The 26,818-nt window shown below is 62.3% G+C and carries 29 protein-coding genes and 1 tRNA gene; 17 read left to right on the forward strand and 13 right to left on the reverse strand.

Annotation, left to right across the window (positions count from 1 at the left end):
• Window positions 1-22: 22 nt before the first annotated feature.
• On the forward strand, window positions 23-511 hold the full coding sequence (locus tag PNAP_RS13180) for a cupin domain-containing protein (protein WP_011802018.1): 489 nt from the start codon (window positions 23-25) through the stop codon (window positions 509-511).
• Here the strand turns inward: PNAP_RS13180 and PNAP_RS13185 are convergent.
• The 3 genes from PNAP_RS13185 to PNAP_RS13195 all read right to left on the reverse strand — a co-directional run bounded on the left by PNAP_RS13185 (window position 497) and on the right by PNAP_RS13195 (window position 3,177).
• The gene (locus PNAP_RS13185; protein WP_041377258.1) at window positions 497-1,132 is read right to left on the reverse strand and encodes a response regulator; all 636 of its coding nucleotides are present in this window, start codon (window positions 1,130-1,132) and stop codon (window positions 497-499) included. The two genes, PNAP_RS13180 and PNAP_RS13185, sit on opposite strands and share 15 nt — an antisense overlap.
• On the reverse strand, window positions 1,125-2,531 hold the full coding sequence (locus PNAP_RS13190) for a sensor histidine kinase (RefSeq protein ID WP_011802020.1): 1,407 nt from the start codon (window positions 2,529-2,531) through the stop codon (window positions 1,125-1,127). Before PNAP_RS13190 ends, PNAP_RS13185 begins: the two co-directional genes overlap by 8 nt.
• Before the next feature lie 82 nt (window positions 2,532-2,613).
• Window positions 2,614-3,177, reverse strand: coding sequence for a tetratricopeptide repeat protein (locus PNAP_RS13195; RefSeq protein ID WP_011802021.1), 564 nt, complete (start codon window positions 3,175-3,177; stop codon window positions 2,614-2,616).
• Window positions 3,178-3,598: 421 nt separating this feature from the next.
• On the opposite strand from PNAP_RS13195, the gene PNAP_RS13200 reads away from it, so the two are divergent.
• From PNAP_RS13200 to PNAP_RS13260, 14 genes are all read left to right on the forward strand, one after another.
• Window positions 3,599-3,672: transfer RNA gene (locus PNAP_RS13200), tRNA-Gly, on the forward strand.
• A 175-nt stretch (window positions 3,673-3,847) separates the two neighbouring features.
• A complete protein-coding gene (locus tag PNAP_RS13205) occupies window positions 3,848-5,089 on the forward strand; it encodes a tyrosine-type recombinase/integrase (protein WP_011802022.1) in 1,242 nt (413 codons plus the stop codon).
• Between the two features lie 36 nt (window positions 5,090-5,125).
• On the forward strand, window positions 5,126-5,305 hold the full coding sequence (locus PNAP_RS25695) for a type II toxin-antitoxin system HicA family toxin (RefSeq protein ID WP_083758044.1): 180 nt from the start codon (window positions 5,126-5,128) through the stop codon (window positions 5,303-5,305).
• A 14-nt stretch (window positions 5,306-5,319) separates the two neighbouring features.
• A complete protein-coding gene (locus tag PNAP_RS13210; RefSeq protein ID WP_011802024.1) occupies window positions 5,320-5,733 on the forward strand; it encodes a type II toxin-antitoxin system HicB family antitoxin in 414 nt (137 codons plus the stop codon).
• 107 nt (window positions 5,734-5,840) lie between these two features.
• Window positions 5,841-6,371 (forward strand): hypothetical protein, encoded by a 531-nt coding sequence (locus PNAP_RS27010; RefSeq protein ID WP_011802025.1) that lies wholly within the window; start codon window positions 5,841-5,843, stop codon window positions 6,369-6,371.
• 82 nt (window positions 6,372-6,453) lie between these two features.
• Complete coding sequence (locus PNAP_RS13215; protein WP_011802026.1) at window positions 6,454-6,753, forward strand: helix-turn-helix transcriptional regulator; 300 nt, start codon at window positions 6,454-6,456, stop codon at window positions 6,751-6,753.
• Window positions 6,754-6,798: 45 nt separating this feature from the next.
• Entirely contained in the window at window positions 6,799-7,131 is a 333-nt protein-coding gene (locus PNAP_RS13220) for a helix-turn-helix domain-containing protein (protein ID WP_232290697.1), read from the forward strand.
• 8 nt (window positions 7,132-7,139) lie between these two features.
• Window positions 7,140-7,754 (forward strand): hypothetical protein, encoded by a 615-nt coding sequence (locus tag PNAP_RS27015; protein ID WP_157040286.1) that lies wholly within the window; start codon window positions 7,140-7,142, stop codon window positions 7,752-7,754.
• Entirely contained in the window at window positions 7,751-8,095 is a 345-nt protein-coding gene (locus PNAP_RS13230; protein ID WP_011802029.1) for a hypothetical protein, read from the forward strand. The genes PNAP_RS27015 and PNAP_RS13230 overlap by 4 nt, the downstream gene beginning before the upstream one ends.
• Window positions 8,092-8,454 carry a hypothetical protein gene (locus PNAP_RS13235; protein ID WP_011802030.1) on the forward strand — a complete coding sequence of 121 codons (363 nt, stop codon included), beginning with the start codon at window positions 8,092-8,094 and terminating at the stop codon, window positions 8,452-8,454. The genes PNAP_RS13230 and PNAP_RS13235 overlap by 4 nt, the downstream gene beginning before the upstream one ends.
• Entirely contained in the window at window positions 8,447-10,888 is a 2,442-nt protein-coding gene (locus tag PNAP_RS25700) for a DUF3987 domain-containing protein (RefSeq protein ID WP_011802031.1), read from the forward strand. The genes PNAP_RS13235 and PNAP_RS25700 overlap by 8 nt, the downstream gene beginning before the upstream one ends.
• A 212-nt stretch (window positions 10,889-11,100) precedes the next feature.
• Window positions 11,101-11,421, forward strand: a complete 321-nt coding sequence (locus PNAP_RS13250; protein ID WP_157040287.1) for a hypothetical protein — start codon at window positions 11,101-11,103, stop codon at window positions 11,419-11,421.
• Between the two features lie 30 nt (window positions 11,422-11,451).
• Window positions 11,452-12,024 (forward strand): hypothetical protein, encoded by a 573-nt coding sequence (locus PNAP_RS25025; RefSeq protein WP_049763686.1) that lies wholly within the window; start codon window positions 11,452-11,454, stop codon window positions 12,022-12,024.
• A gap of 517 nt (window positions 12,025-12,541) precedes the next feature.
• A complete protein-coding gene (locus tag PNAP_RS13260) occupies window positions 12,542-13,180 on the forward strand; it encodes a hypothetical protein (protein ID WP_011802034.1) in 639 nt (212 codons plus the stop codon).
• A gap of 191 nt (window positions 13,181-13,371) precedes the next feature.
• On the opposite strand, the gene PNAP_RS25030 is transcribed toward PNAP_RS13260, so the two are convergent.
• From PNAP_RS25030 to PNAP_RS13280, 3 genes are all read right to left on the reverse strand, one after another.
• Window positions 13,372-16,119 (reverse strand): ABC transporter substrate-binding protein, encoded by a 2,748-nt coding sequence (locus tag PNAP_RS25030; protein ID WP_011802035.1) that lies wholly within the window; start codon window positions 16,117-16,119, stop codon window positions 13,372-13,374.
• 81 nt (window positions 16,120-16,200) lie between these two features.
• On the reverse strand, window positions 16,201-16,839 hold the full coding sequence (locus tag PNAP_RS13275; RefSeq protein ID WP_011802036.1) for a CoA transferase subunit B: 639 nt from the start codon (window positions 16,837-16,839) through the stop codon (window positions 16,201-16,203).
• Window positions 16,840-16,841: 2 nt separating this feature from the next.
• Entirely contained in the window at window positions 16,842-17,660 is an 819-nt protein-coding gene (locus PNAP_RS13280) for a CoA transferase subunit A (protein ID WP_011802037.1), read from the reverse strand.
• 110 nt (window positions 17,661-17,770) lie between these two features.
• Here PNAP_RS13280 and PNAP_RS13285 point away from each other — a divergent pair, with 110 nt between their 5' ends.
• Window positions 17,771-18,325 carry a PAS and helix-turn-helix domain-containing protein gene (locus tag PNAP_RS13285; RefSeq protein WP_011802038.1) on the forward strand — a complete coding sequence of 185 codons (555 nt, stop codon included), beginning with the start codon at window positions 17,771-17,773 and terminating at the stop codon, window positions 18,323-18,325.
• A gap of 69 nt (window positions 18,326-18,394) precedes the next feature.
• Here PNAP_RS13285 and PNAP_RS13290 read toward each other — a convergent pair whose 3' ends face one another.
• Both PNAP_RS13290 and pcaC read right to left on the reverse strand, forming a co-directional pair.
• Window positions 18,395-18,754, reverse strand: a complete 360-nt coding sequence (locus tag PNAP_RS13290) for an HPF/RaiA family ribosome-associated protein (protein WP_011802039.1) — start codon at window positions 18,752-18,754, stop codon at window positions 18,395-18,397.
• 289 nt (window positions 18,755-19,043) lie between these two features.
• Window positions 19,044-19,421 carry a 4-carboxymuconolactone decarboxylase gene (gene pcaC, locus PNAP_RS13295; RefSeq protein WP_011802040.1) on the reverse strand — a complete coding sequence of 126 codons (378 nt, stop codon included), beginning with the start codon at window positions 19,419-19,421 and terminating at the stop codon, window positions 19,044-19,046.
• 188 nt (window positions 19,422-19,609) lie between these two features.
• Here pcaC and PNAP_RS13300 point away from each other — a divergent pair, with 188 nt between their 5' ends.
• The gene (locus PNAP_RS13300) at window positions 19,610-21,070 is read left to right on the forward strand and encodes a catalase (RefSeq protein WP_011802041.1); all 1,461 of its coding nucleotides are present in this window, start codon (window positions 19,610-19,612) and stop codon (window positions 21,068-21,070) included.
• Window positions 21,071-21,109: 39 nt separating this feature from the next.
• Here PNAP_RS13300 and PNAP_RS13305 read toward each other — a convergent pair whose 3' ends face one another.
• The 5 genes from PNAP_RS13305 to PNAP_RS13320 all read right to left on the reverse strand — a co-directional run bounded on the left by PNAP_RS13305 (window position 21,110) and on the right by PNAP_RS13320 (window position 26,682).
• Window positions 21,110-22,117: a Bug family tripartite tricarboxylate transporter substrate binding protein gene (locus PNAP_RS13305; RefSeq protein WP_011802042.1), complete on the reverse strand. Its 1,008-nt coding sequence runs from the start codon at window positions 22,115-22,117 to the stop codon at window positions 21,110-21,112.
• Window positions 22,118-22,176: 59 nt separating this feature from the next.
• Complete coding sequence (locus tag PNAP_RS27020; RefSeq protein WP_157040288.1) at window positions 22,177-22,344, reverse strand: hypothetical protein; 168 nt, start codon at window positions 22,342-22,344, stop codon at window positions 22,177-22,179.
• An 88-nt stretch (window positions 22,345-22,432) separates the two neighbouring features.
• Complete coding sequence (locus tag PNAP_RS13310) at window positions 22,433-23,875, reverse strand: aldehyde dehydrogenase family protein (RefSeq protein ID WP_011802043.1); 1,443 nt, start codon at window positions 23,873-23,875, stop codon at window positions 22,433-22,435.
• A gap of 34 nt (window positions 23,876-23,909) precedes the next feature.
• Entirely contained in the window at window positions 23,910-24,908 is a 999-nt protein-coding gene (gene araD1, locus PNAP_RS13315) for an AraD1 family protein (protein WP_011802044.1), read from the reverse strand.
• 34 nt (window positions 24,909-24,942) lie between these two features.
• Complete coding sequence (locus PNAP_RS13320; RefSeq protein WP_011802045.1) at window positions 24,943-26,682, reverse strand: IlvD/Edd family dehydratase; 1,740 nt, start codon at window positions 26,680-26,682, stop codon at window positions 24,943-24,945.
• Window positions 26,683-26,818 lie beyond the last annotated feature (136 nt).

Consider the following 26,818-nt stretch of genomic DNA (forward strand, 5'->3'; position numbering starts at 1 on the left):
ATAAAAGAGAGAGACTCCAAAAATGACAACCTGCCGCTTCGATGACCGCGCCATTCAATGGAACCGTTTTGGCGAGTTCGTTCCCGCCTTCCACTACACCATCCTGGATCTGGACGAAACCAGCCGGATCGCCGATGTGCTGTTCAAGCTGCCCGCCAACGAACAAATCGTTCTGCACCGTCACCGGGCGCTCAACCACACCTTCGTCGTCCAGGGGGAACACCGGCTTTATGAAACCGATGGCAGCCTGCGTGAAGCCCGGCCAGCGGGCAGCTACACCGTCTCGCCAGCCAGTGAAGCGCCGCACCGGGAAGGGGGCGGAGCACAGGACGCCATCGTCTTCTTCAGCATCCGGCCGGGTCAGGGCGAGGTGCTCTACGAACTCCTCGATGACCAATGCAATCTGCTCGGAACGGTGACCTTCGAGACGCTGGTGGCGCTTTACCAGGCTCAGAAGGCAAGCGCGCCCGCCCGGGAAGAGGCTTGCCTGCAGGCCTCAGATCAGGCCTAGCCTGATTGCGGCCCGGGTCAGTTCAATGTCGCTGCGCACGCCGAGCTTGGCCTTGATCTGGTAGTGACAGTTCTGCACCGTCTTGGCCGTGATGAACAGGCGTGTGCCGATGTCTTCCGCACTGCAGCCGTCCAAAAGCAGGCGCAGTATCTCGAACTCTCGCGGCGACAACTCCTCGGCGGCTCCGCCCGATGGCTCCAGCAGCGCAAAGGCCAGGTCGGGGGCGATGTCGGGGCTGATCACCTGGCGCCGCGCCGCCACCTGGTACACCGCGCCCACCATCACCTCCGGTGGGCTGCTCTTGGTCACATAGCCCAGCGCGCCGGCACGCAGCGCCTGTGTGGCAAAAATAGGCTCCCGGTGCATCGTGAAGACCAGGATGCGAACCCCGGCATCGCGTTGAACCAGGCGGCGGATCAGTTCGACGCCGCCCATGTCGGGCAGGCCGAGGTCGAGCACCAGCACATCGGGCGCCAGCAGCCGGTACTGCTCGAACGCCTCACGGGCGGTGGCCGCCTCGCCAACAATCGTCAGGTCTGGCCGCGATTCAAGCAGACGGCGGTAACCCTCGCGAACCACCGCGTGATCATCGACCAGCAGCAATCGGGTCTTGTCAAGCATCATTGTTTCCTTGTGTACACATGGCTTCGGCCGAAAACTCCGCATGCACCCGCATCCCCTGCGGCGACAGGGCTTCGATGGCAAAGCGGCCACCGAGCGCGGCGACCCGCTCATTCATCCCGAGCACGCCCAGCCCGCTGCCGGCGGTACTGGGTTCACGCTTTTCGCCATCGTCTTCCACGCTCAGGAGGCAGCGGGCTGCCTCCCGGCGCAGGCGCACCGTCACCTTGCGCGGGGCAGCGTGGCGCAAGGCGTTGGTCAGGCTTTCCTGCACGATCCGGTACAGGCTCACCGTGAGGTCACCCGGCAGATCATCGATTTCCCCTTCGATGAACAGCTCGAAACTGCAGCCCGTCAGGCGGCGCTGCCAGCCGCCCAGCAGTTGCTCCAGCCCGGCGCGCAGACCGAACGCATCCAATCCCACCGGGCGCAACTGGCACAGGATGCCTTGCAGCGATTCCATCATGTGCGCCGTCACCGATGCAATCGACTGGGTGGCGGGCAGCAGTTCCGGCTGGCGTTCCCGCGCCCGCGCGGTGATGAAAGCCGCCTCGGCGCCGATGGAAGTCAGGCACTGGCCAAATTCGTCGTGGAGTTCGCGTGCCAGGCAGCGACGCTCCTCCTCCCGCACGGCCAGCAGGCGCTGGGCCAGATGACGCTGCTCAGCCATGGTCTTTTGCAGGCGCCCGGTCAAGTGGTCGAAGCCGGCGGCAATGCGGCGCAGCTCGATCAAACTAGGGCGCGGCATGCGGGCAAAAAGATCGCCCGCTTCCATGCGCGCCAGCACCGCCAATATCTGCTCTGTCGGCTGGAGGGCGCGACGCACCGGCAGATAAATGAGGAGGTTCAGGACCAGGATGCCGACCGTCATGCCGAGCACGGTGCGTATCTGTTGCCACACGGCCAGGGCCTCGCTGTCCAGGTTGGGGGTCACGACGAACTCGCCGACCTTGAACCCCGGATATTGGCCAATCGCACCCCGGTAATGAATCTCCGGTCCGATCAGGTGGCCAAGGGTCCAGCGCACCACCGCAGGAGGACTGGACGCCTCCCCGAAACAGCGCTGAACAATGGGTCGCTTGTAGATGTCCTCCACCGTCACGCAGATGCCGAGCAGTGGCCCGATGCCCTCCAGCGACGCCAACGCCAGTCCTTCCAGGCCATGCCGGAACGTCCCCCGAGGCTGGACGGCTTCCCCGGCAATGAGGCGCGCCACCGTGCCTCCCGTGCGTCCGATATGGACACGGATGTGTTCGCGCGCCTGGTGGAGCACCAGCGCGGCCGCGAGCAGGCCGATCACAAAGGCAAACAGCGTCACCCGCAGCAGCAGATAGCGCTTGAGATCGACGCCGTTTTCCCGCTTGCGCGGCGCAAACAGGCCGATAAATTTTTGTGGCATTCCCTGCGCTCCATCCTTCCCGTGACTGATCTGAAACCCTACCCTGGCAGCCTGCGGGAATGGCATCGGCCAAATGCGCATCTCACGGCACGGGCGGCGGCGGGAAATGCAGCGCGAGGTAACTGGCCGCGTCGATTTCGCCCTCGGCGGCGGCGCGCTCCAGCCAGTGGCGGGCAGCCTGCGCGTCACGCGGCACGCCCCAGCCTTGATGCAGGGCCACGCCGTAGTGGTAGCGCGCCAGCGTGGCGTAGCCAGCATTCTCCGGGCTGAGCGCACCCCGGTGCATCAGTTCGGTGGCCTTGGCCAAGTCGCGCGGTACGCCCGTCCCGTTTTCATGCATCATCGCCAGCCAGATCATCGAATACACATCCTCCCAGCGGGCAATGCAGTCTTCAAAAATCTCGATGGCGGCGCCATGGTCGCCGGTTTTGTCAGCGACATAGCCGTACAGGCATTTGAAGCGGCTGCGACTGTCGATGTAAGCCCCGTAGCTCAGTTCATTGCCCGAGGTGTCCCGGGACACGCTGGCCGGACGCGGTTCAGCGGCGCTCAGGTACGACATGTTCACACCCGCGACGGACGGCCCCGCCAGCGCCGCCTGCGCCAAACTCCCGCACAGCGCCACCTGACACCACCATTTTTTCATCCTGGCTCCTGGTTGCTTTGTCTTCCTCACTGGTCACGCACGCCTGTCGTCAAGGCGTGCAGTCGATCGTAGTCAAGAAAACCGGCGAAACACCGGGGCCGATCAAGGTCGGGCAAAATGCCCGGCCTGCTTCGGGCCAATTTCCCAGCCTGTTCCCTGTGCGGCGGGCAGCGCGCTGTGCGCAATAAAAAAACCACGCGTTTCGCACGGCCATCAGGCCCATGACGCCGGCGCCAATGGCTCCTGAATTGACCCACGCATGGCATCAGTATCATTTTGATAGCTGCTTATGCTGATGGGTCATGCGCAAAAGGCCAATTTCACTGAAAAAATATGCATCAAGCCGCCGGTCAGTCCGGTAGCGTTGAAAATTGAGCTTCAGCGTGAAAGCGCAGGCTTGGCTTCTATAATCCGGGCTATTGCGGGTGTAGTTCAATGGCAGAACGGCAGCTTCCCAAGCTTCATACGAGGGTTCGATTCCCTTCACCCGCTCCAAATCAGCATCTCACAGCGTTTCATAACACCTCAAAACCCGCGTATCTCATAGGTACAGCGGGTTTTTTGTTGTCTCATGCGGTATCACTGGATAACATGGCATACCGCCATTTGTGACGGTACTTATGGCGGTATGCCCAGATACCGCCAGCCCACATACCGCCAAAGGGATTTCATGCCGCTGACCGACATCTTCACCAAGAACACCAAGCACAGCGGCGCGCCTGCTGGCGACAAGCACACCGACGGCGGCGGCATGTACCTGCTGGTGACCAAGGCCGGAAAATACTGGCGCATGAATTACCGCTTCGCAGGCAAGCGCAAGACCCTGGCGCTTGGCGTGTACCCGGCGGTATCGCTGGCTGAAGCCCGGCAGGGACGCGACAAGGCCCGCAAGCTGCTGGCCCAAGACATTGACCCCAGCGCAGCCAAACAAGAGGACAGGCAGGCCACGGCGACGGCGGCGGCAAACACCTTTGAAGCCGTGGCGCGGGAGTTCCACGCGCTCAAGGCCGGAGGATGGAGCGAGGGCCACGCGACCAAGTGGCTGCGCATGAACGAGCTGTACCTGTTCCCGCATATCGGCACCCTGCCCTTGTCCACGATCAAGGCACCGACCCTGTTGGCCGCGCTGCGCAAGGTGGAGAAGAAAGGCATTCTCAGCACCGCGCAGGATCTGCAGGCCATGGCCGGGCAGGTGTTCCGCTATGGGGTACAGACCGGACGCTGCGAGAGCAACCCCGGCGTTGACCTGAAAGGCGCATTGCAACCCCACATCGCCAAGCACTTTGCCGCCATCCTTGACCCGGTAGAGGCTGGTGCAATGCTGCGCGCCATCGACGCCTACACGGGCCAGCCTGAGACGCTGGCAGCGTTGAAACTGTCGGCACTGTTCTTTCAGCGGCCCGGGAACATTCGTGCGATGGAATGGGCATGGATTGACTTGGATGGACAAATGTTGACCATCCCGGCCAAGAGCATGAAAAGTTCAAAGCATGAAAAGGCGAACGGCAAGCCTCATACCGTCCCGCTGGCACGTCAGGCGCTGGACGTGCTCAAGTCGATCAAGCAACTCACCGGGCACGGGCGTTATGTGTTTCCTGGGGCGCGCACTGGCGAGAGACCCATGAGCGACGGCACCATCAATGCGGCGCTGCGGCGATTGGACTACGGCAACAACGAGCATGTAGCGCACGGCTTCCGGGCGATGGCCCGAACGATGATGGCAGAGCGCCTGTCGGGCATCCCGCAAGACATGGTGGAGGCTCAGTTGGGACACGGAAAGAAAGGCCCGCTGGGCAGTGCCTACGACCGCTCAGAGTACCTGCCCCAGCGCCAACAGATGATGCAGACGTGGGCAGACTACCTGGACAAGCTGCGCACGGGGGCTGAGGTGATCCAGTTCAAGGCGGCTTGAAGCGTCTGGTAGTTGTTATGTGTACCATACACATATATGACCAGCGCCGAATTGATACGTGATATGCAGCGGGCCGGATGGCGACTTGACCGGGTGAATGGTTCACACCACGTCTTCAAGCACCCCAGCCGCCCCGGCCATGTTGTCGTGCCACACCCTAAAAAAGACCTGGGCCTGGGGCTGGTCAAGGCCATCCGGCGGCAGGCCGGTATCTGAAAGGACACTTTCCCATGCGCTACCCCATCACCATTGAACCCGGCAACGACACAACCGCCTGGGGCGTCGTGGTGCCTGATCTGCCCGGCTGCTTTTCTGCGGGCGACACGCTCGAAGAAGCCATGATTCAGGCAGAGGACGCCGTGACCGCCTGGATTGAAGTCGCGCTCGACGCCGGGCAGGACATTCCCGCGCCATCCCATATTGAAGCGCTGCGCACCGCCCATCCTGAATTTGACGGCTGGCTGTGGGCGCTGGTGAAGGTTGACCCGGCCATGCTCGACGACACCGTGGAGCGGGTGAACATCAGCCTGCCGCGCCGCGTGTTGCGCCGCCTGGATGCCCGTGCCCGCACGGCCGGCGAAACACGTTCCGGCTTCATTGCACGGATGGCCGTTGAAGGACGTGAGCCTGCAGCGCACGCATAACCGTTTTAAGCCACGCCTAGCTATCGGCTGATCCCCGATGGTGAAAACCGGGACACCCTGACCTGGCGGCGCTGGCTTTCTTATCAGAGTGCGATACAGGGAACGCGATGACCGACAAGGCAAGTGAAAAAGCTAAGGGGGAGACACAATTACGAGAAGATGACCCGCGTGTTCGGGCAAAAGTTAAATCTTTGCGTAAATGGATAACGCTCGACGCGGCAATAGACATATTGGCCATGTACATGGTGGCTGCAGACATAGCTGAAAAACGGGAGGATGAAATTTCTCAAATAGCTAGGCGACTTGGTGATACGGCAAAAATCGAGTTAGCGAATGCGGTTGCCGCTTTGGATCTTGCGCTCAGCGCGACAAAAATTGCGAAGGTGATGGCGGGACGCGTGATTCAATCGAAAACCAAAGCGTCTAATCGAGGTAAAGCCGCAGCCGATGCGCTACACAGCAAACCGGGCAACAGTCGTGACAAGCAGGAGGCTATACGCGCCGCATGGGCAAGCGGAAAATATTCGAGCCGTGATCTATGCGCAGAACAAGAATGCGCCGCATTGAATATGGCACCTGGCACAGCGAGAAGGGCGCTACGCAATACGCCTGAGCCGCCTAGACGCTGCACTGCATAGGCTAGACGCTGCACTGCATAGGGTGTTCCAGCAAGGGACGCAAACCCCGACATTCGAGCCTTCATTCACAAGGTGTTACGCAATGTCGAGAAAAGAAACTACCCTAAAAAAGCCCACTGTTCCCGCCATCCCGGCGCTCAAGGCAACCCTTCCTCAATCGGTTTTCGATGCCATGCCGGACGGTGGCTACATCCGTGAGGCCGGGCTGGTTCCCAGTCCCAAGCGCCCCGGCGTTCCGGTGCCACTGCCTTTTTCAGCCCCGACTTTGTGGCGAAAAGTGCGCGAGGGTACCTTTCCTGCGCCGGTCAAGCTGTCCGAGCGTGTCACCGCCTGGCGCGTAGGCACCATCAGGGCTTGGCTGACGGCTCAGGCCACGGCGTAAGGGGCAGGTCATGACCACCATCAACCGCCTGATCCTGCGCGCCTGGTGCTTTGCGCCGTCCTGCTGGCTGAAAAGCTGGAGGGCCGCACGATGACCACGCCTGACGACAAACGCAAAGCCCTGGCATCCATCCTGGCGGCGCACCCCGGCAACAGTTGCACCGTGCAGTGCGTCCGAATCCGGGCCGCTCTGAGCCAGTTCAGCCTGACTACCTTTGAAGCCATGCGCCAGCTTGACGTGTACGACCCACGCGCGCGCGTTTTGCAGCTTCGCAATGCGGGCGAGTCCATCACAACCACCTGGACACGCATCGCCACCGAGTCCGGCGACCTGCACCGTGTCGGCGTGTATGTGCTGGCGACAGGGGCACCGCGATGATGACGCCCATGAAAAAAGCCGCCGGGGGCGTCAAGACCACCACGGCGACTGCATCACATAACGCTACTGATTTTATAGCTGCTTGCGCACGTCCTGCAAGCGCTAGAGCCTCTTTTAACTTGAAGCCTGATGCCGGTATCGGCAGACAGAAATATCGCGCTGTGGAGGGCTGTGATACAGTAATTCCCGGTGCTAGACACACCATGGAATACGCGGGCAACCTCCCCGACAGCGAGGTTTTTTCACGTCCTGAATTTAAAGATGGCCTGAACTTTCAGGGCATTTATGGTTTCGGGGCTGGGAGTGCCTATCCGCAAGGACGGCAGCATGGCGTATTCCATGTGTCTATCCCCAGCCCCACCCGACAGCCTAGACAGCCCGACGGTGGTTTTCAGTCTCAATACGGAGCCGAAGCCATGACCACGGTCAACACCACACCCACGCCCAAAACGGGCAACACCTCCCCGCTGACTCGCCAGCAAGCCATTGAAAACGCCCTGAGCGGCGCTTTGCACCACGCCCGGAACGGCGACATTCACACTGCCACCGGCCGGGCCATTCGGGCCGCATCCATGCTGAAGCAGGCTTGCAGCGAACTGGCAACCGCCGGGAGGGCAGCATGAGCCATACCATCCAAAACCGGCATGAACGCATTGCAGACGCAGCGACCGACAAGGCAGACGACTTGTCTTTGCGGCTCTACAACCTCACGGAGATTGTGAAGCTGGCCGCTTTTGCCGCTGACGCCCGGCGCACGCTGGCCGGGATTCGTGAAGCGACGCAGTACCGGCCAGAAATGCAAAAGTTCATCGACAGCGTGCCTGCCTCAAGTAACTGGCTGGTGCATGAATGCAACGCGGGCGAAGTGCTCAGTTACGTGGCCTGCCAACTGGAGGAGGTCAACACCGGCTTCACCGATGGCACCTACAGCTTGTCGCGCCTGAAGAAAGGCGGTGCAGCATGACCACCACGCCCACGGCCAGCCCCACGGCGCAACATCAGGCGATTGAAGACGCCTTGAGCGCGGCGCGGTTTTATTTGCGAGCGACGCATATCCCGAACGCCTTCCTGCTGGCGTCACTTTGCGCCCGGCGCGCCGTGCGGCTGCTCGACAGCGCTCACGCCAACAGCGAAGCCAAGCGCTTCGCCACGCTGCAAGCGCAGTTCGCCAAGCACGGCCACACCCTGCACCAGTCCGGCCCCGGTGATGGCCCCGGCCCCGTCAGCTACCTGGCCGAGCGCTGGGGCATGGCGCGGCACTTGCCCACGCTTGACGATGCCGAGCAACTCCTGATTCAAGTGGGAGGGCCGGGCCATGAATGACACCCTGGAGCAATTCCGCCAAGCCATCACGGCAGCGGGCATTGAAGCGCCTGACGACATTCACGACGATGGCGCAATCCACCGCTTCAGCCCCAGCGGCCGGGGCAGCGACAAGGCGGCCTGGTACATGCTGCACACGGATGGCATCCCGGCTGGTGCGTTCGGTGACTGGCGTAGCGGCCTGCAATCGACCTGGTGCGCCAAGTCCGACAGCGCCATGACGGCGACAGAGCTGGCTGACCACCGGCAGCGCGTCAAGGCCATGAAGGCACAGCGCGACGCTGATCTACTGGCCACCCAGCAACAGGCCAGCGCGACGGCGGCGGCATTGCTGGCGCAGGCGGACGCGGCAACAGCGCATCCTTACTTGAGCGCCAAAGGCGTGAAGGGCCACGGATTGAAGGTGTTCAGCGACAAGCTCCTGATCCCCATGCGCGACACGGCCGGCAAGCTGCACAGCCTGCAGGCCATCACGCCGGACGGCGAGAAGCGCTTTCACCCGGGCGGGCGCATCAAGGGCTGCTATCACTCGATTGGTAAACCGGCGGGCCGTCTGGTCATCGCGGAAGGCTACGCCACGGCGGCGAGCATCCATGAAGCCACGGGCGACGCGGTGGCCGTGGCCTTCAACGCGGGCAACCTTGAAGCCGTGGCGCTGGCCCTGCGCGCCAAGTACCCGGCGCTGGTGCTGATCGTGGCGGCCGATGACGACCACCTGACCGACGGCAATCCCGGACTGAGCAAAGGCACGGCGGCGGCGCTGGCCGTGGGCGGGCTGGTGGCCGTGCCATCGTTCCCGGCGGGCAGGCCCGACAAGGCGACGGACTTTAACGACCTGGCCGTAATAGCGGGGCTGGACGCGGTGAAGGCCTGCATGGATGCTGCTATCGAATCAGTAGCTACCCATGCAGGCAGCGCAAGCGCAACAGGCCAGATTGACCTATGGCCTGAGCCTACGCCCTTGCCCAATGCCTTGCCCCCGGTGCAGGCCTTTGACGCCGACTTGCTGCCCGTGGCCCTGCGGGGCTGGGTGATGGACATTGCGCACCGGATGCAATGCCCGCCAGACTTCCCGGCAGTCGCCGCGCTGGTGGCGCTATCGAGCCTGATCGGGGCGCGCGCCGTGGTGCAGCCCAAGGCGCGGGATGACTGGCAGGTTGTGCCGAACCTGTGGGGCATGACCATAGGCAGGCCGGGCGTGAAGAAAAGCCCGGCGCTCAGCGAAGCCTTGAAGCCGCTCAACCGACTGCAGGCCGATGAGTTCGAGCTGCACCAAGCCGCGCATGACGCCTGGGAACTGGACTGCAAGGTATCCGCCATGCAGGACAATGCCAACGAGAAAAGGGCAAAGGGGCTGGCCGGTAAAGACCCGGCGGCGGCGCGCGCCCTGTTGGAGCCGGTGGTCCTGCCTGCCGAACCCACGGCGCGGCGCTACACCGTCAACGATGCGACGGTGGAAAAGCTGGGCGAGCTGCTGATGCACAACCCGTGGGGCACCTTGTCCTACCGGGATGAGCTGTACGGCCTGCTGACCGGCCTGGACAAGCAGGGGCAAGAGGGTTCACGGGCTTTCTACCTGCAGAGCTATGACGGGAATCAGGGCTACACCTTTGACCGCATCGGGCGCGGAACGACGCACATCCCGCGTGTGTGCCTGGCGATGATCGGGGGCATCCAGCCGGGCCGGATTCAGGAATACGTGCGCGGCGCGGTGGCCGGTGGCAGCGCAGACGATGGTCTGCTGCAACGCTTTGGGCTGGCCGTCTGGCCGGACACGGGCGGCGAGTATGTCCACGTTGACCAGTGGCCCGACACGCCGGCCAAGCAAGCTGCATGGGCGGTGTTCGAGCGCCTGGCCGCATTGCAGCCGGCGAGTGACCTGGACGCGACCGTCTGGCGCTTTGACGATGACGCGCAAGCCCTGTTCGTGGAGTGGCTGATCCCGTTTGAAAACGAGATACGCGGCGACGAACTGCACCCGGCGATGGTGTCGCACCTGTCCAAGTACCGCAAGCTGATCCCGGCGCTGGCGCTGGTGTTCGCCATGATCGACACACCGGAGGGCGGCGTGATCCATGAGCCTGAGCTGCTGCGGGCGCTGGCCTGGGGCGACTACCTGCGCACCCATGCCAGCCGGCTGTACGCGGCGGCGGTGACACCGGAAACCACGGGCGCGGCGGCGCTGCTGGTCAAGATCAGGGCGGGCAAGCTGGCCGACAAGGATGGCGTGATTCTGGACAGCTTCACCCCCCGGCAGGTGGCTATCAAGCATTGGGCCGGACTGGACACGCCCGACGCCGTGCGCAAGGCAGCGGACGTGCTGGCGGACTTCGATTGGTTGCGCCGGGAGGTGGTGCAGTCTGGCGATGCATTGGGCCGGGGCAGACCGAGCGACCGCTACACCATCAATCCGAGGGCAAGGGGCGCGGCATGAACTGGCTGGCAAGACTTAAGAAAACACAGATGCCCCCCAATATGGACGCTACGAACGCTACAGAAACCCTTTTTGTAGTTTCTGTAGCGTCCATTCCGGCACACATCCAAAAAACAGAGGCTCTTTCACCGGCAGCGAACGACCCGGCGCAAGTCGTGGGGCTGGTTGCAGTTGACGAGGTTACAGCCCTGGTTACACCCCAACCGGCGGCAATGCCTGACCCTGACCGCTGGTGCTGGCCGCACAGCTCAGCCATGACGGGCCGGGAGATCGACACCATGGTGGAGCGCACCGCTTTGTTCAACCGGCGCGGCCTGGCAGCGCTTGAGGCCGAACTGCTGGCCGACAAGCTGGTGACGCGCGACCGGGACGGCGACGAGCGGCGGCTTTGCCTGGAGTGTGCGCACCTGTCAGGCCGGGCCGGGGCCATGCGCTGCGCTCAGTGGCAGCGGGCCGGGCTGGGCGCGCCTGGCGTACCGGCTGGCCTGCAACTGGTACTCCAGCGCTGCGACGGCTTCAAGGCCGCACTTTGAAAACAATCAAAAAATCAATCGGACAACCTCATGAACATCATCAAACGCACTTGCGCGACCTGCGCGGCCTTCAACCCATCCGCCACGGATGACGAGGAGCCATGCGGGAATCTGGTTTATTTCACTGAGCACCACGGCACACCGCAAGCAAAGCACCGTGAACCCCGCATGGATGACTGCTGCGACAGCCATCAGACGCATGACGAGGACGCGGCCGAAACCCATGAAATCGAAGTGGCACGGCAAGTGGCCGAATCAACGCCTGAATTCATGGCGGCAATGTCTGCCTGCTTGCGCCTGGTGGAAACGCTGGGTATGGATCATCCCGACACGACGCGGGCCATGCAGCGGGCAATGGCGCTTTCACCGCCTTCACTGAACGCCTTCATGGCAGACAAGGCGCGGGAGCTGGACTTGATTCCAGAGGCAGACGGCTACACCGATGACGGCCAGCCGGTGTACAGCCTGGAGGCCATTGCGGCAAAGCTGGGTATGAGCATGGATGAGGCGAAGCAGGCCATGGATGCCATGCTGGCAGACCGTGCGGCGCTGGGCTTGCCCGCTGTGCTGATCGACCCGGCCACGGTACACCGCAAGCACTGACGGCATATCCCTCAACTTGAGGAATACCCAAGGCCCGCCACTGAGCGGGCTTTGTTGCGCCTGGTGCTGGTGGAACGCTGGCAAGTGCTTGAGGCTCCTGCAAGGTTGCTTCAACCCGCGCGGGCACGTAGAGGCCCGGCCAGCGGGAGATTGTCCAAAAGGCAAACTTGATTAATCAAACTCAGAGCATCACAGGGCGTGAACCGGGCCGATGGTATCGACTCAAGGCCAGCGACGCGCCACGGGCTGTATGGCAAGCGCATGAGGTGAATTTCTTGAGCCACCCATAGGCGCAAAGATGCGGCGAGAAAAGCCGGTATCAGACGTTGGCAGGAGCTATTCTTTTGATAGCAATAATTGGTTGCCAAGCGCGAAGTTCACGGGAAAATATGCGCAAACTGGAAACCAGCCATAAACCCAATGCTGGCGCGGGCTGGCGGGGATTTTGGTGCGCAACAGTTAACAGCACATCGCAGTTTTTGCTTAATGATTTCGGTAAATATTTGGAGTGCAGAACATGGGAAATTCCAACAGTGGCAACCACGGCGGCAAGCGCACCACCAGCGATATGCGGGTGCTCGACGTGCGCAAGGTTCAGCGTGACGGCTTGTTGACGCCGGGGCAGTCGTTTAGCTGGCAGTGGAGCCGGGGCGGCAATGTCATCGCGTCCGTCAATCTCAAGGTGGACACTGACCGCGTGATGCTCGACTACCGCAACCGGCCCGGCGGCGGCGAGTGGCAGGCCGTGAGTTACCCGGTGCGGCTGGCCTGGACGCCTTGCCAATTTGGCGGGCAGCGCGCCTGGTGGCTTTGCCCTGGTGCGGATTGTGGGCGGCGCGTGGCCGTGCTGTACGGCGGCAGCGTGTTTGCGTGTCGCCACTGTCACGCACTGGCCTACAAGAGCCAGCGGGAAACGCCCGACAGCCGGGCCTACCGGCGGGCAAACAATCTGCGCGCTCGTCTGGGCTGGATTCCTGGCGTGATTCACGGGCCGGGCAGCAAGCCCAAGGGGATGCACTGGAAAACATTCTGGCGACTTCACGCCATCCATGACACCAGCGCCATGCAAGCCTTGGGCGGCATGAGCGCCAAGATGGACAAGACAGTGGCGCGCCTGAAAATGGGCATGGCGAAGATGGGCCTTCATCCCGGCTGATCTGTAGGCCGGGCTTTTCACCGGCTCAGATCATCTCAAGCCGTACCCAAAAGGAGACACTTTTTCTTTTGGCGGTATTTATGGCGGTATCTTTTGAAGCGCTACAACAAGAACCCAATATCCATGCGGGTTTCAAGAGGTTGTTAGATTCCCTTCACCCGCTCAGTTTTTCAGCCCGACCTGTTCCGGGTTCACAGCGTATCCGACAGGCTGGCTGCCTTGCCATCACCCAGGGTGAAATAAAAATCCGCCCCCTGCCCTTCAATGCCATGCGCCCAGACCCGGCCGCCATGCCGGGCAATGATTCGCTGCACGGTTGCCAAACCAATCCCGGAACCGGAAAAATCACTGGGGGAATGAAGCCGCTGGAAGGTGGTGAACAGCTTGTCTTCATACGCCATGTCAAACCCGGCACCGTTGTCCTTGACGAAATAAACGGTTTCACCATTGACGGCCGTCTCGCAACCCATCTCGATGTGCGCCACCACCCGCTTCGAAGTGAACTTCCAGGCGTTGCCCACCAGGTTGTGAACGACGACCGACAACAGGCGCGGGTCGCCCTGAACAGTCAGGCTTTCCTGAATGCACACATTCGCCTCGCGCACGGGTTCCCGGTCCATGCACTCCTGCAGCACTTGCCTGGCGATGCCGGAAAGATTGACCGCCCCGAACTGCAGCGGATCACGCGAAAGCTTGGCGAGCGACAGCAGCCCCTCGATCAGGTCGCCCATCTGCCGGGTTCCGGCACGAATCCGGCTCAGGTAATGCAGCCCTTTTTCCCCCACCAGACTCCCGCTCGTGCGCTCCAGCAATGTGCTGAAACCGTCAATCGTATTGAGCGGCGAGCGAAGGTCGTGCGACACGGAATAGGAAAAAGTCTCCAGTTCCCGGTTCACCGAGGCCAGTTCCCTGTTCGCCGCTTCGAGGCTGGCGGTCCGTCTGCTCACACGGTTTTCCAGTTCGGCATTGAGGCGCACGATGCGGTGCTCTGCCTGCTTGCGCTCGGTGATGTCCTGGTAAGCACCCTGCACCCGGGTGATGGCTCCACGGTCGTCGCGCAATGCCTCGGCAATGGCGCGGACCCATACCCGCCGGCCGCTGGCGGTGATGATCTCCATCTCTTCGTCAAACGCCACGCCATCGCGGCTGCAGCGGCCAAAGGTCGCCTTCATTTTCTCGCGCCACTCGGGTGAACAGTACTGCAGGACTTCATGCAGCAGCGGCTTGCTGCCCATCGGCATTTCATGGATCTTGCAGACCTCGTCGGACCAGGTCATGGGGCCGCCCGACAGATCGAGCATCCAGCCGCCGAGCTGCGCCGTTCGGCCGGCAATCTCCAGCAAGACCTCGCTCTGGCGCAATTTTTCCTCGGTGGCGCGGCGCTGCGTGATGTCCTCGGTCACGGCAATGATGTGCGTCGGCGCGCCGTCCGCGGAGCGCACCATCGACACCGTTGCACGCACCCACACGGCGTCGCCGCCCTTCTTCAGGTAGCGCATTTCATGGGAAAAAGTGTCCACTTCGCCGGCAAGCAACTGCCTGGTCATCTCCTCATAACGAACACAATCCTCGGGATGCGTCAACTCGCGCATGTCCATCACCTGCAACTCGGCTTGCGTATAGCCGACAGTCGCATGGTAGGCAGGGTTGGCCATCAGGAATTTTCCGCCTGGCGTGGTCATCGCGATGCCCGCCGCCGCAGTGCCGAACATCAGCTGCGTCATGTCCTGGCTGGCCTTGAGCTGCTGCTGCACTTCGGTCCGGTGGTTGACTTCGGCCTGCAGCTGCTCGGTTCTTTCGCGCACGCGGCGGCGAATCTGCATGTTCCAGAGCAGCCCCAGCAGGGCAAGTACAAAAACAGCAAAACCTGCGGCGGTCATCCAGCGCAACAGCCTTGGGTTGACTGCATCAGGCGGTTCATACACAAAACCGGCCAGTGGTATGCCCGCAGGCACCAGCCCCAGGGTTGCCAGCGTCCGGGCCGTGGCATCGAAGCGGGCCGGGTTCATGTGCCCAATCTCAACCACATCGGGCAAGATGAAGGAACGCATCACCCGGGCTTCCTCGCTCAGGGTTTGACGCGTCAAGCCTCGCTGCACGGCACCGTCCATCTGCAGGATCAGGTCAATCAGCTCGTCTTCGTGGCTGAAGGCATAGTCCCAGCCCTTGCGGGTAGCGCGCAGGAATGCATCGGTACGCCCGGGACTTTGTGCGATATGCGCTTGGGTCGTGAAAAGAATGTCGCCATAGAAGTCAACGCCGTAATCGACCCCGCGCATCATCGCCGGCACGACGCCCCGGGCACGCATCACCGAAGGCTCTGCCGTGGCATAGGCAGACACCGCGTCCACCTTGCCGCTGATCAGGTCGCCGAGTTTCCAGGACTGGGGAATGATATTGACGAGTGCCGGATCGATTCCCTCGCGCTTGAGCATGGCACGGAACTGGACCGCACCCTGGTCTTCTGACAGCATGACGGTTTTGCCGATCAGGTCTGCCGGCGTGCGGATGTTGCGGTCCTGGCGGCTCATGATGATGTAGGGCGAGTGCTGGAAAATTGCCGCCACCGCCACCACCGGCTGCCCATTGATCCGGCTGATCAGCAGGTCGGAGTCGCCAATGCCAAAGTCGGCTTGCCCGCCCAGGACCTGGGCAATCACCGGTTTGTCCGCCCCGCCCTCCAGTATCTCGACATCCAGTCCTTCATCACGGTAAAAGCCCTTGGCCTGGGCGGCATAGTAGCCCGCGAACTGGAACTGGTGGAGCCATTTGAGTTGCAGGCTCACGCGCTCTGCCGGCATGGCCTGTGATGCCGCGAAAGCGGGCGCGGGCACCATGCCGGCGGCCATCAGCGCGAAAGCCGACAAAATAGCGATGCCGCTGGCCCGCCATTTCCTTCGGAGACAAAAAAAGCCAAAAAAGGAAATGAAGCGGGACATCGAAATTAGTCTAGCACGCAGACTCGCGGCTGCATGGCAACCGCCAGCTTCAGCTTCAGAGCATCGCTTGAATAAGCGGAATCAGATGAGCGTCACGCCGGTCTTGGCCTGCAGCGCTTCCAGCGTCACGCCGGGCGCCAGCTCGACGACTTTCAGGCCCAGCGGCGTCACGTCCATCACCGCCAGGTCGGTGATGATGCGGTCCACCACGCCCACGCCGGTCAGCGGCAGCGTGCATTGCGGCAGGATTTTCAGGTCCACGGTGCCGTCCCTCTTTTTGGCGACATGCTCCATCAGCACGATCACGCGCTTGACGCCGGCCACCAGGTCCATCGCCCCGCCCATGCCCTTGACCATCTTGCCCGGAATCATCCAGTTGGCCAGGTCGCCCTGCTCGCTGACCTGCATCGCGCCCAGGATGGACAGATTGATCTTGCCGCCGCGAATCATCGCAAAGCTTTCGTGGCTGCCGAAAATCGACGAACCCGGCAAGGTGGTGACGGTCTGCTTGCCGGCGTTGATCAGGTCGGCATCGACCTGGTCGGCGGTGGGAAACGGGCCGATGCCGAGCATGCCGTTTTCCGACTGCAGCCAGACTTCCTTGTCAGCCGGCACGAAGTTGGCCACCAGCGTCGGGATGCCGATGCCCAGGTTCACATAAAAACCGTCTTCGAGTTCCTGGGCGGCGCGCGCCGCCATTTGGTCTTGGGTCCAGGGCATGTTCAGGCTCCTTGCTGGCCATTGGCGGCCTTGATGGTGGATGGGACGGGCTCATCGGCGGTCATGACCGCAGCCTGTGCAATGGCGGCTTGCGCCTCGACCTTGGCCAGGACGGCATCGACGGGCGCTTCGGTCACGGTGCGTTTTTCGATGCGTTTTTCAGGGTTCGGGTTGTGCACGATGCGGTGCACGTAAATGCCCGGCAGGTGAACCTGGTCGGGCTCCATGGCGCCGGTTTCCACGATCTCTTCGACCTCGACGATGCAGATCTTGCCGGCCATGGCGGCGGCCGGATTGAAGTTGCGCGCCGTCAGGCGGAACTGCAGGTTGCCCGACTTGTCGGCGCGGTGCGCCTTGACCAGCGCCACGTCAGGCACCAGCGAGCGCTCCATGACATAGGTTTCGCCGTCGAATTCGCGCAATTCCTTGCCTTCGGCCACCAGCGTGCCGACGCCGGTCTTGGTGAAGAACGCCGGAATGCCGGCGCCGCCGGCGCGCAGCTTTTCGGCCAGCGTGCCCTGCGGCGTGAATTCAAGCTCCAGCTCGCCGGCCAGGTACTGGCGCTCGAACTCCTTGTTTTCGCCGACATAGGACGAGATCATTTTCTTGATCTGGCGCGTCTCCAGCAGCTTGCCCAGGCCAAAGCCGTCAACGCCCGCATTGTTGGAAATCACCGTCAAATCCTTGACGCCGGAATCGCGCAGCGCGTCGATCAGCGCCTCGGGAATGCCGCACAGGCCGAAACCGCCGACAGCAAGCAGCTGACCGTCCTTGACGACGCCCTTGAGGGCTTCTGCGGCAGAGGGAAAAAGTTTCTTCACAAAAATGTCTCCTTGTTTTGTTAAGCCTTCAGAACGTCTTTCACACGCCTGTCCAGTCCATTACGATACTACCTATTGAGCTACGTAGTTCTTCTTAAAGGTTTGCCCTGATGTCCGATTACCAGCTGGCTTTCGATCTGGCACCCGTTGGGCTGGTGCTGTCGCGCAACCGCTCCATACTCGATTGCAACCAGCATGTGTGCGAAATGTTCGGCGCCACGCGCGAGCAGCTCATTGGACAGTCGTTCATGATTCTCTACCCCAGCGTCGATGAGTACGAGCGCATCGGTGCGCGCATGCTTCCCATCCTGAACGCCACCGGCATGTATTCGGACAACCGCATCATGAAGCGGGTCGATGGGCGCACCAAGGGCGAGATTTTCTGGTGCCACGTCACCGGACGCGCGTTGAACCGCAGTGCGCCGCATGAGGCCGGCATCTGGACCTTCGAGGACCTGAGTGCCACCCGACCCGTGACGGCCGAACTGACCGCCAGGGAGCGCGAAGTGGCGGCCCACCTGATGCGCGGCCTGACCTCCAAGGAGATTGGCCGCGCCCTGGCCATCAGCCACCGCACGGTGGAGATTTACCGGGCGCGCCTGATGCGCAAGTTCAAGGCGTCCACCACGGCCGATCTGGTGCAAAAACTGATGGCTGGCGAATAATCGCCAGCCATCGCTAAAACCGATAAATTCTGCGAAAACCCAAGCCGGTCAGTCCGGCGGGCTCAGCGCTCAGGCGTTGCCGAGGTCGGGCTCGTGCCGGATCGACTCGCGCGAGCGGTGGTCGCGCAGCTTGCCCAGGGTGTGCTCCAGCACGCGCTTGAGCTTGTCGCTGGCGCCCCGGAAGGCTTCGTCCTGGCTGGAGGCCTGGTGATTGACCGCGACGGGTTCGCGATTGGCCAGGCGGGCTTCCATCATGCAGCGCTTGTGGTCAACGCTGACCTTGTCGCCGTTCTCGTCGCTCATATGCACTTCAATGCGCGTGATTTCTTCCTTGAAGCGGCTGAACGAATCATTCAATTCGGTGTTGGCCCAGCGCTCGAAGGACTCACCCGTGTCAATGCTGTGGTTGGAGTTGACTTGAATTTGCATGTGCTTGTTTCCTTTTTTTGGGGAAGCGCAGCGTCTGGCCGGCCGGCCTTGCTGCAGTGTGCCACCGCCAGAGCGGCAGGTGGAAAAACCATTATGTCCCTCCCGGCCGCAGGCGCCTGTAGTCCACATTCCCCGGCGGGATGTTCAGTGCCGCGAAATCCGCCACAAAACACTCCCGACGGGGAAACGCTATCTTTTATATAGCTACTCACGCCCGTGCATGTTGCGCAAAATGCCTAAAAGGCTTGAAATCATCAGGCTTGCAGGCCGCCTAAACGGGATCGTGGACTCAGTCCTTTTTAAAACCCTCGACCACCTCGGCGGCAGTGCGAAAAGCCTCGACCGCCGTCGGCACGCCGCAATAAATTGCCGCATGCAGCAGCACTTCCTGCAACTCGGCCGGCGTTGCGCCATTGTTCAGCGCGCCGCGCAAATGGCCCTTGAGTTCGTGCTGCTTGCCCAATGCCGTGAGCATCGCCACCGTGATCAGGCTGCGCGTCTTGAGGTCGAGGCCGGGCCGCTGCCAGACATCGCCCCAGGCCTTGGCCGTGATGTGCTCCTGGATCGGCCGGGTGAAGTCAGTCACGCCGGCCAGGGCCTTGGCGACAAACTCTTCGCCCATCACCTGCCGGCGGGTGGCCAGGCCTTTTTCGTAGTCGGAATTCATGCTGTGCTTGCTCCTGAAAAAACCGTCAGCATAACGGCGCAGCCCATGCTTGCCTATCGCCGCTTTCAGTATTTCCTATGGAAATGCTATTGCCCTGACGATTGAGACTGTCCACAATGAACCCTTCCTTCAATAGCTTAAGTCTATTGATGGCCATCCCGCCTCATTCATTACAAGGAACTTTGCCCATGTCCAAATTAACCACCGCCGCCGGCGCGCCCGTCGTTGACAACCAGAACACCCAGACCGCCGGCCCGCGCGGCCCGGTGCTGCTGCAGGATGTCTGGCACCTGGAAAAGCTGGCGCACTTTGCGCGCGAAGTGATTCCCGAGCGGCGCATGCATGCCAAGGGCTCGGCCGCCTTCGGCAACTTCACCGTCACGCACGACATCACGCGCTACACCAAAGCCAAAATCTTCTCGGCGATTGGCAAAAAGACCGACCTGGCGATGCGCTTTTCCACCGTCGCTGGCGAGCGCGGCGCGGCGGACGCCGAGCGCGACATTCGCGGCTTCGCCATGAAGTTCTACACCGAAGAAGGCAACTGGGACCTGGTGGGCAACAACACGCCGGTGTTCTTCATGCGCGATCCGCTCAAATTCCCGGACCTGAACCGCGCCGTGAAGCGCGACCCGCGCACCAACATGCGCAGCGCCGAAAACAACTGGGACTTCTGGACGCTGCTGCCCGAGGCGCTGCACCAGGTCACCATCGTGATGAGCGACCGGGGCATTCCGAAGTCCTACCGCCACATGCACGGCTTCGGCAGCCACACCTTCAGCTTCCTGAATGCGCAAAACGAGCGTTTCTGGGTCAAGTTTCACCTCGTCACGCAGCAAGGCATTGAAAACCTGAGCGATGCCGAAGCCACCGAACTCGTCGGCCGCGACCGTGAAAGCTCTCAAGCCGATTTGCTGCACGCCATCGACAACGGCGACTTTCCGCGCTGGAACCTGAAAATCCAGGTCATGCCCGAAAAAGACGCCGCCACCTATCACCTCAATCCGTTCGACCTGACCAAGGTCTGGCCGCATGGCGACTACCCGCTGATGGACGTGGGCGTGCTCGAACTCAACCGCAACCCCGAAAATTACTTTGCCGAGGTCGAGCAGCTCGCCTTCAACCCGGCCAACGTCGTGCCCGGCATCAGCTTTTCGCCCGACAAAATGCTGCAGTCGCGCCTGTTCAGCTACGGTGACGCGCAGCGCTACCGGCTGGGCGTGAACCACCACCAGATTCCGGTGAATGCGCCCAAATGCCCTTTCCACAGCAACCACCGCGACGGCGCCATGCGCGTTGACAGCAACAATGGCGCTGAGGTTGGCTACGAGCCCAACAGCAAAGGCGCCTTGCAGGAGCAGCCCGATTTTGCCGAGCCGCCGCTGTCCATCGAAGGCGCGGCCGACCACTGGAACCACCGCGTTGACGAGGACTATTACTCGCAGCCCGGTAATCTGTTTCGCCTGATGACGCCGGCCCAGCAGCAGGTGCTGTTCGAGAACACGGCGCGCTCGGTGGGCGGCGCTTCAAAAGCCATCCAGGAACGCCACATCGCCAACTGCAGCAAGGCCGATCCGGCCTATGGCGCAGGCGTGGCGGCGGCGCTGGCGCAAGGCGCGGCATCACCGACCCCGAACCCGGTGGTTTGACCGCAGCGCTTGACCCTTGGACTGCAACTTCGCCGCTGGCTACTCCGCGCGGATGTTGTTTCTGCGCGCCACCTCTCCCCAGAGCTTGTAGCTGTCGCGCGCCAGGGCGCCTAGCTGCTCTGCGGTGCCGCCCCCGACCATGTCGCCGTTTTTCGTGATCTGGCTGCGGATTGCGGGATCCGAAAGCGCTGCATTCATGGCGGCATTGGCCTTCGCAACGACGTCAGCGGGCAGTTTGGGCGGACCCCATAGCCCGACGAACACCGTCACGACGAAGTTCTTGATGCCCAACTCCGTTGCCGTGGGCACATCGGGCAGTGCCGGAAGGCGGGCGCTGCCGGTCACAAGAATGGGGCGCAGTCTTCCGGCGGTTATGAATGGGATCAGGAGCGAGGCGGCATCCATGATGCACGGCAGCTGATTGCCCACCACGTCCTGGATGGCCGGAGCGCTGCCTTTGTAGGGCACCTGGCTCATCTTTGGCAGACCGGTCCGCTCCCGGAAGTACTCCATTGCCAGGTGCGTGTTGCCGCCGTTGCCCGCTGAGGCATAGCTGAAGCCCTTGATGCTTTCTGCCTTGACCCAGGCGACGAACTCCGCCAGGTTCTTGACGGGAGCGGCCGGGTTGACGCACAGGACCAACTGCGACTCAAGGATCAGCCCGATGGGCGTGAACTCTGTCGGGACTGGCGAATGCGTGGAGTAGGTGTGCGGATTGATGGTGAAGCTCGTGTTCGCCACGAGCAGCTTGTAGGGGTCGGACATCCGCTGGACCTCGGCTGCGGCGATATTGCCCGACGCGCCTGCTTTGTTTTCGACCAGGACAGGCTGGCCTAGCGTGGCGGCCATTCCCCTGCTGATGAACCGTGCGCCGGCATCGGTGAGGCCGCCGGGCGGATAGCCCACGAGCAGAGAGACTGGCTTGGCGGGCCATTGCGAACCTTGCGCCAGCGCCGCGGCCGGGCCAAGGGTGGACATGGCCGTGCCAGCAGCGGCCATTTTCAGGATGTCGCGCCTGGAAGCGATTTTCATGGGAGTGTCTTTCATTGATGACCCCTGCCGAAGGAAGGGAGGATTTTTAAAAATTCAAACTTCACAAGGCCGGATCAAGCGTATTCCGGCACAGGGGGAAAGCAGTGCATTGCCAGCCAAGAGCGCTTGCAGGTTGGCCAGCGCCAGGTCTGCCATGGCGCGGCGCGTCTCGCCGGCGGCACTTCCGATGTGAGGATGGCCACAACGCGCTGCATGCCGGGCAGGAATGAAAATTTGTTCATGATGTCTCCGTTTTTAAGAATCGCTGGGAAAGTGGCAATTGACTGCAAGCCTTGCGCACCGGAAGCATCCGGGCGAACCTGAGCGGCTTCACGCCAGGGTATAGGCGGTTTTGACGGTGGTAAAAAACTCCTGCGCGTACTTGCCCTGCTCGCGCGGGCCATGGCTCGACCCTTTGCGACCGCCGAACGGCACGTGGTAGTCCACGCCTGCGGTGGGCAAATTCACCATCACCATGCCCGCCTGGCTGTGGCGCTTGAAATGCGTGGCGTATTTCAGGCTGGTGGTGGCAATGCCGGCGGACAGGCCGAAGGGCGTGTCGTTGGCGGTGAACAGGGCGGCCTCGTAGTCCTTCACGCGGATGACGCTGGCGACCGGGCCGAAGATTTCCTCGCGGTTGATGCGCATGCCGGCCGTGCTTTCGCTGAACAGGGCCGGGGCCATGAAGAAGCCTTTGGCGCCGCTGCCGGTGTGGCACGGCACGCGGTCGCCGCCAAAGGCCAGTGTCGCGCCTTCGGCCCTGCCAATGTCGATGTAGCTCAAGTCTTGCTCCAGCTGCGCCAGGGAAGACACCGGGCCGATGTCCGTGCCGGTCGCCAGGGCGCCGCCCACCTTGATGCCCGCCATGCGCGCCTGCAAGGCTGTGACGAAAGCCGGGTAAATGCCGTCGGTCACGACCAGCCGGCTGGACGCTGTGCAGCGCTGCCCGGTCGAGTAAAAAGCGCTTTGCGCGCACAATTCCACGGCTTGCGCCAGGTCCGCATCGTCCAGAATCACCTGCGGGTTCTTGCCGCCCATCTCAAGCTGCACCTTCTTGAAGCTTTTCGCGCAGTTCCGGGCAATCTGGCTGCCCACGCCCACCGAGCCGGTAAAGCTGATGGCGTTGACGCCGGGGTGGCTGACCAGCGCATCGCCAATCACCCTGCCCGGCCCCATCACCAGGTTGAACACGCCCGGCCCCATCCCCGAGCGCGAGATGATCTCGGCCAGCGCCCAGGCACTGCCCGGCACCAGGTCGGCTGGCTTGAACACCACGCAGTTGCCAAAGGCCAGCGCCGGCGCAATCTTCCAGGCGGGAATCGCCATCGGAAAATTCCACGGCGTGATCAGGCCGACCACGCCGACCGGCTCGCGGGTGATGTCCACGCCGATGCCGGGCCGCACCGAGGGCAGCGTTTCACCGCTCAGGCGCAGGCACTCGCCGGCAAAGAACTTGAAGATCTGGCCGGCGCGGGCCACCTCGCCAATGCCTTCGGCGCGGGTCTTGCCTTCTTCGCGTGCCAGCAAGGTGCCGAGTTCTTCTTTGCGAGCCAGTATTTCGCGGCCGATCTGGTCGAGCGCATCGGACCTTGCCTGAATGCCCGAGCTTGACCAGGCCGCAAAGGCAGCCTGCGCGGCTTGCACGGCCAGGTCCACCTGCGCGGCATCGCCCTGGGTGTAATGGCCGATCACGTCGGACAGGTCGGAAGGGTTGAGGTTGGCACTCGACGATGCGCCGTCCAGCCATGCGCCATTGATGTAGTTTTGTTTCATAAGGTTTGGGTCTTGCGGGGCTGTTGCACTGGAACTAGAGCGCCTTGATCACCGGCCTGGGCCGGGACACGACCTCCAGGCGGTTGCTCAGCGGCGGGCCGAACAGTGGGGCTTCGATTTCGAAGGTCTCGCCGGGCCCGACCTGTATCCCATCGGCGCAGCTGAGTGTGGCCGTGCCCAGAAAATGGACATGCACATCGCCTGGCTGGCAGAACAGCGGGTATTTGAAGTGGTGGTATTCCAGGTTCGCGATGCTGTGGGACATGTTGTCCTCGCCGCTGAGAAACGGCTTTTCCCAGCGCACCTTGCCTTGCCGGTCCCGGATGCGCGACTGGCCTGCCACATGGCCGGGCAGTTCGCCGACCAGCAGCGCCGGGCCAACACTGCAGGCACGCAGCTTGGAATGCGCGAGAAACAGGTAGTTTTGCCGCTCGGTCACATGGTCCGAAAACTCGTTGCCGATGGCAAACCCCAAGCGGCAGGCAGAGCCGTCCGGACCGACCACATACAGTGCAGCCACTTCCGGCTCTTCGCCGCCGTCCAGCGCAAAGTCCGGCATCGGCATGGGCTGGCCGCTGGCATGGGCAATGGAGCCATTGCCCTTGTAAAACCATTCGGGCTGGACCCCGGTTTCACCCGCAGCGGGTTTGCCGCCGTCCAGGCCCATGCGAAACATCTTCATGCTGTCGGTCAGCGTTTCAGCGCCGCCTTCGAGCTTCTTGTGCATCTGGTCTCGCGTGTCGGCGCTGCCCAGATGCGTCAGCCCGGTACCGGTGACGTAGCAGTGCGCCGCATCCGGGTGGTCCAGCGGCGTCAGCAGCCGCCCTTGCGACGCCAGGGCGTCATAGCCGACGACAACATCGCCCAGCGCTTGCGTGGCAAGGGTTTCCAGCGAGCACGGCAGGGCCATGGCGGCATTGGCCATTTCATAGGTCGTGCCGTAGCCTTCGACCCTGCGAAGCGTCTTGCCGTCGGCTTGAAGCACGCCGACCCGGCGTTTGTCCTGTTCGTCCTTGAACTGTATTAACAACATGTGTCTCTTCCTTTTTTAGGCTTGCAAATTCGAGTTAATGGGAATGACGCGGAACCTCCGCACCCCGGCATCCGAGCAGAAAGTCGAAGTCGCAGCCCTGGTCGGCCTGCAGGACATGGTCGATGTACAGCTCCCGGTAGCCGCCCGTGCGCTCTGGCGGCTTCCTGGCTTGCAGGTTTTCAAACCTGGCCGCCATTTCAGCCTCATCGATTTCCAGATGCAGGCGCCCCCCTGCGCAATCGAGTTCAATCCAGTCGCCATCGCGCACAATGGCCAGCGGTCCGCCGGCTGCGGCTTCGGGCGCCACATGCAGCACCACGGTGCCGTAGGCGGTGCCGCTCATGCGGGCATCCGAAATGCGGACCATGTCGGTCACGCCTTGCGCCAGCAGCTTGGGCGGCAAGCCCATGTTGCCGACCTCCGCCATGCCGGGGTAGCCTTTGGGGCCGCAGTTTTTCATCAGCAGCACCGAGTTCGCGTCAACCTCAAGGTCCGGATCGTTGATGCGTGATTTGTAATGGTCGAAGTCTTCGAAAACCACCGCCTGGCCACGGTGCTGCATCAGGTGCGGCGAGGCCGCCGACGGTTTCAGGACCGCGCCGCGCGGCGCCAGGTTGCCGCGCAGGATGCAGATGGCGCCGTCCTCGATCAGCGGCTTGGCCAGCGGACGAATCACCTCGTCGTTGTAGATCGGTGCTTCGCGCACGTTTTCCCAGAGTGACTTTCCGTTGACGGTCAGCGCGCCCGGATGCCGCAGCAGATCGGCTTCGCCCATGCGGCGCAGCACGGCAGGCAGGCCGCCGGCGTAGTACAGGTCTTCCATCAAAAAGCGGCCCGAGGGCATCAGGTCCACGATGGTCGGCGTGCCGCGGCCGATGCTCGTCCAGTCCTCCAGTTCCAGCGGAATTCCCAGCCGTCCGGCAATCGCCTTCAGATGGATCACCGCATTGGTCGATCCGCCAATGGCGGCATTGACCCGGATGGCGTTCTCGAAGGCTTCCCGCGTCAGGATTTTCGACAGGCGAAGGTCTTCCAGGGCCATTTCGACGATGCGCATGCCGGACATATGGGCCAACACATAGCGCCGCGCGTCAACCGCCGGAATGGCGGCGTTATGCGGCAACGAGGTGCCCAGCGCCTCGGCCATGCAAGCCATGGTGGAGGCGGTTCCCATGGTGTTGCAGGTGCCGGCCGAGCGCGACATGCCGGCTTCGGCGGACATGAATTCATGCATGCTGATGTGCCCGGCCTTGACCGCTTCATGCAGCTGCCAGACGACCGTGCCCGATCCAATATCCTTGCCCTGGTGCTTGCCGTTGAGCATCGGCCCGCCACTGACCACGATGGCGGGAATGTCGCAACTGGCCGCGCCCATCAGCAAGGCGGGGGTGGTTTTATCGCAGCCGGCCAGCAGTACCACGGCGTCAATCGGATTGCCCCGGATGGACTCTTCCACATCAATGCTGGCCAGGTTGCGGGTGAACATGGCCGTCGGCCGCAAATTGGACTCGCCATTGGAAAACACCGGGAACTCGACCGGAAAGCCGCCGGCCTCGAACACGCCACGCCTGACATGCTCGGCGATTTTGCGGAAATGGGCATTGCACGGGGTCAGCTCCGACCAGGTGTTGCAGATGCCAATGATGGGCTTGCCCTGGAACTCATGGTCCGGGATGCCCTGGTTCTTCATCCAGCTGCGGTACATGAAGCCGTTCTTGTCTGCCGAGCCAAACCATTCTTGGGATCGCAGCGGACGTTTTGGGGTAGGAGACATCGATCTTTCTTTCTCAGGTTGTAGGGCAGCAGGGATTCGGAAGACTCACCTTGTGGCCGACGCTTGGGCCGCTTGATGCACTGATCGTAGGCATCGAACCGATACAGCACAAATAGATAATTTCTCGTTATTGATA

Source organism: Polaromonas naphthalenivorans CJ2 (assembly GCF_000015505.1).
Taxonomy (GTDB): Bacteria; Pseudomonadota; Gammaproteobacteria; order Burkholderiales; family Burkholderiaceae_C; genus Polaromonas; species Polaromonas naphthalenivorans.

Coding starts and splice junctions, on each gene's coding strand:
- PNAP_RS13205 (WP_011802022.1), top strand. CDS start 3,848: ATGCCGCTGACCGACATCTTCACCAAGAACACCAAGCACAGCGGCGCG.
- PNAP_RS13190 (WP_011802020.1), bottom strand. CDS start 2,531: ATGCCACAAAAATTTATCGGCCTGTTTGCGCCGCGCAAGCGGGAAAAC.
- PNAP_RS25695 (WP_083758044.1), top strand. CDS start 5,126: ATGACCAGCGCCGAATTGATACGTGATATGCAGCGGGCCGGATGGCGA.
- PNAP_RS13230 (WP_011802029.1), top strand. CDS start 7,751: ATGAGCCATACCATCCAAAACCGGCATGAACGCATTGCAGACGCAGCG.
- PNAP_RS25700 (WP_011802031.1), top strand. CDS start 8,447: ATGAATGACACCCTGGAGCAATTCCGCCAAGCCATCACGGCAGCGGGC.
- PNAP_RS13300 (WP_011802041.1), top strand. CDS start 19,610: ATGTCCAAATTAACCACCGCCGCCGGCGCGCCCGTCGTTGACAACCAG.
- pcaC (WP_011802040.1), bottom strand. CDS start 19,421: ATGAATTCCGACTACGAAAAAGGCCTGGCCACCCGCCGGCAGGTGATG.
- PNAP_RS25025 (WP_049763686.1), top strand. CDS start 11,452: ATGAACATCATCAAACGCACTTGCGCGACCTGCGCGGCCTTCAACCCA.
- PNAP_RS13275 (WP_011802036.1), bottom strand. CDS start 16,839: ATGCCCTGGACCCAAGACCAAATGGCGGCGCGCGCCGCCCAGGAACTC.
- PNAP_RS13260 (WP_011802034.1), top strand. CDS start 12,542: ATGGGAAATTCCAACAGTGGCAACCACGGCGGCAAGCGCACCACCAGC.
- PNAP_RS13305 (WP_011802042.1), bottom strand. CDS start 22,117: ATGAAAGACACTCCCATGAAAATCGCTTCCAGGCGCGACATCCTGAAA.
- PNAP_RS25030 (WP_011802035.1), bottom strand. CDS start 16,119: ATGTCCCGCTTCATTTCCTTTTTTGGCTTTTTTTGTCTCCGAAGGAAA.
- PNAP_RS27020 (WP_157040288.1), bottom strand. CDS start 22,344: ATGAACAAATTTTCATTCCTGCCCGGCATGCAGCGCGTTGTGGCCATC.
- PNAP_RS13210 (WP_011802024.1), top strand. CDS start 5,320: ATGCGCTACCCCATCACCATTGAACCCGGCAACGACACAACCGCCTGG.
- PNAP_RS13285 (WP_011802038.1), top strand. CDS start 17,771: ATGTCCGATTACCAGCTGGCTTTCGATCTGGCACCCGTTGGGCTGGTG.
- PNAP_RS13215 (WP_011802026.1), top strand. CDS start 6,454: ATGTCGAGAAAAGAAACTACCCTAAAAAAGCCCACTGTTCCCGCCATC.
- PNAP_RS13320 (WP_011802045.1), bottom strand. CDS start 26,682: ATGTCTCCTACCCCAAAACGTCCGCTGCGATCCCAAGAATGGTTTGGC.
- PNAP_RS13250 (WP_157040287.1), top strand. CDS start 11,101: ATGCCTGACCCTGACCGCTGGTGCTGGCCGCACAGCTCAGCCATGACG.
- araD1 (WP_011802044.1), bottom strand. CDS start 24,908: ATGTTGTTAATACAGTTCAAGGACGAACAGGACAAACGCCGGGTCGGC.
- PNAP_RS13180 (WP_011802018.1), top strand. CDS start 23: ATGACAACCTGCCGCTTCGATGACCGCGCCATTCAATGGAACCGTTTT.
- PNAP_RS13310 (WP_011802043.1), bottom strand. CDS start 23,875: ATGAAACAAAACTACATCAATGGCGCATGGCTGGACGGCGCATCGTCG.
- PNAP_RS13290 (WP_011802039.1), bottom strand. CDS start 18,754: ATGCAAATTCAAGTCAACTCCAACCACAGCATTGACACGGGTGAGTCC.
- PNAP_RS13195 (WP_011802021.1), bottom strand. CDS start 3,177: ATGAAAAAATGGTGGTGTCAGGTGGCGCTGTGCGGGAGTTTGGCGCAG.
- PNAP_RS27010 (WP_011802025.1), top strand. CDS start 5,841: ATGACCGACAAGGCAAGTGAAAAAGCTAAGGGGGAGACACAATTACGA.
- PNAP_RS13235 (WP_011802030.1), top strand. CDS start 8,092: ATGACCACCACGCCCACGGCCAGCCCCACGGCGCAACATCAGGCGATT.
- PNAP_RS27015 (WP_157040286.1), top strand. CDS start 7,140: ATGAAAAAAGCCGCCGGGGGCGTCAAGACCACCACGGCGACTGCATCA.
- PNAP_RS13185 (WP_041377258.1), bottom strand. CDS start 1,132: ATGCTTGACAAGACCCGATTGCTGCTGGTCGATGATCACGCGGTGGTT.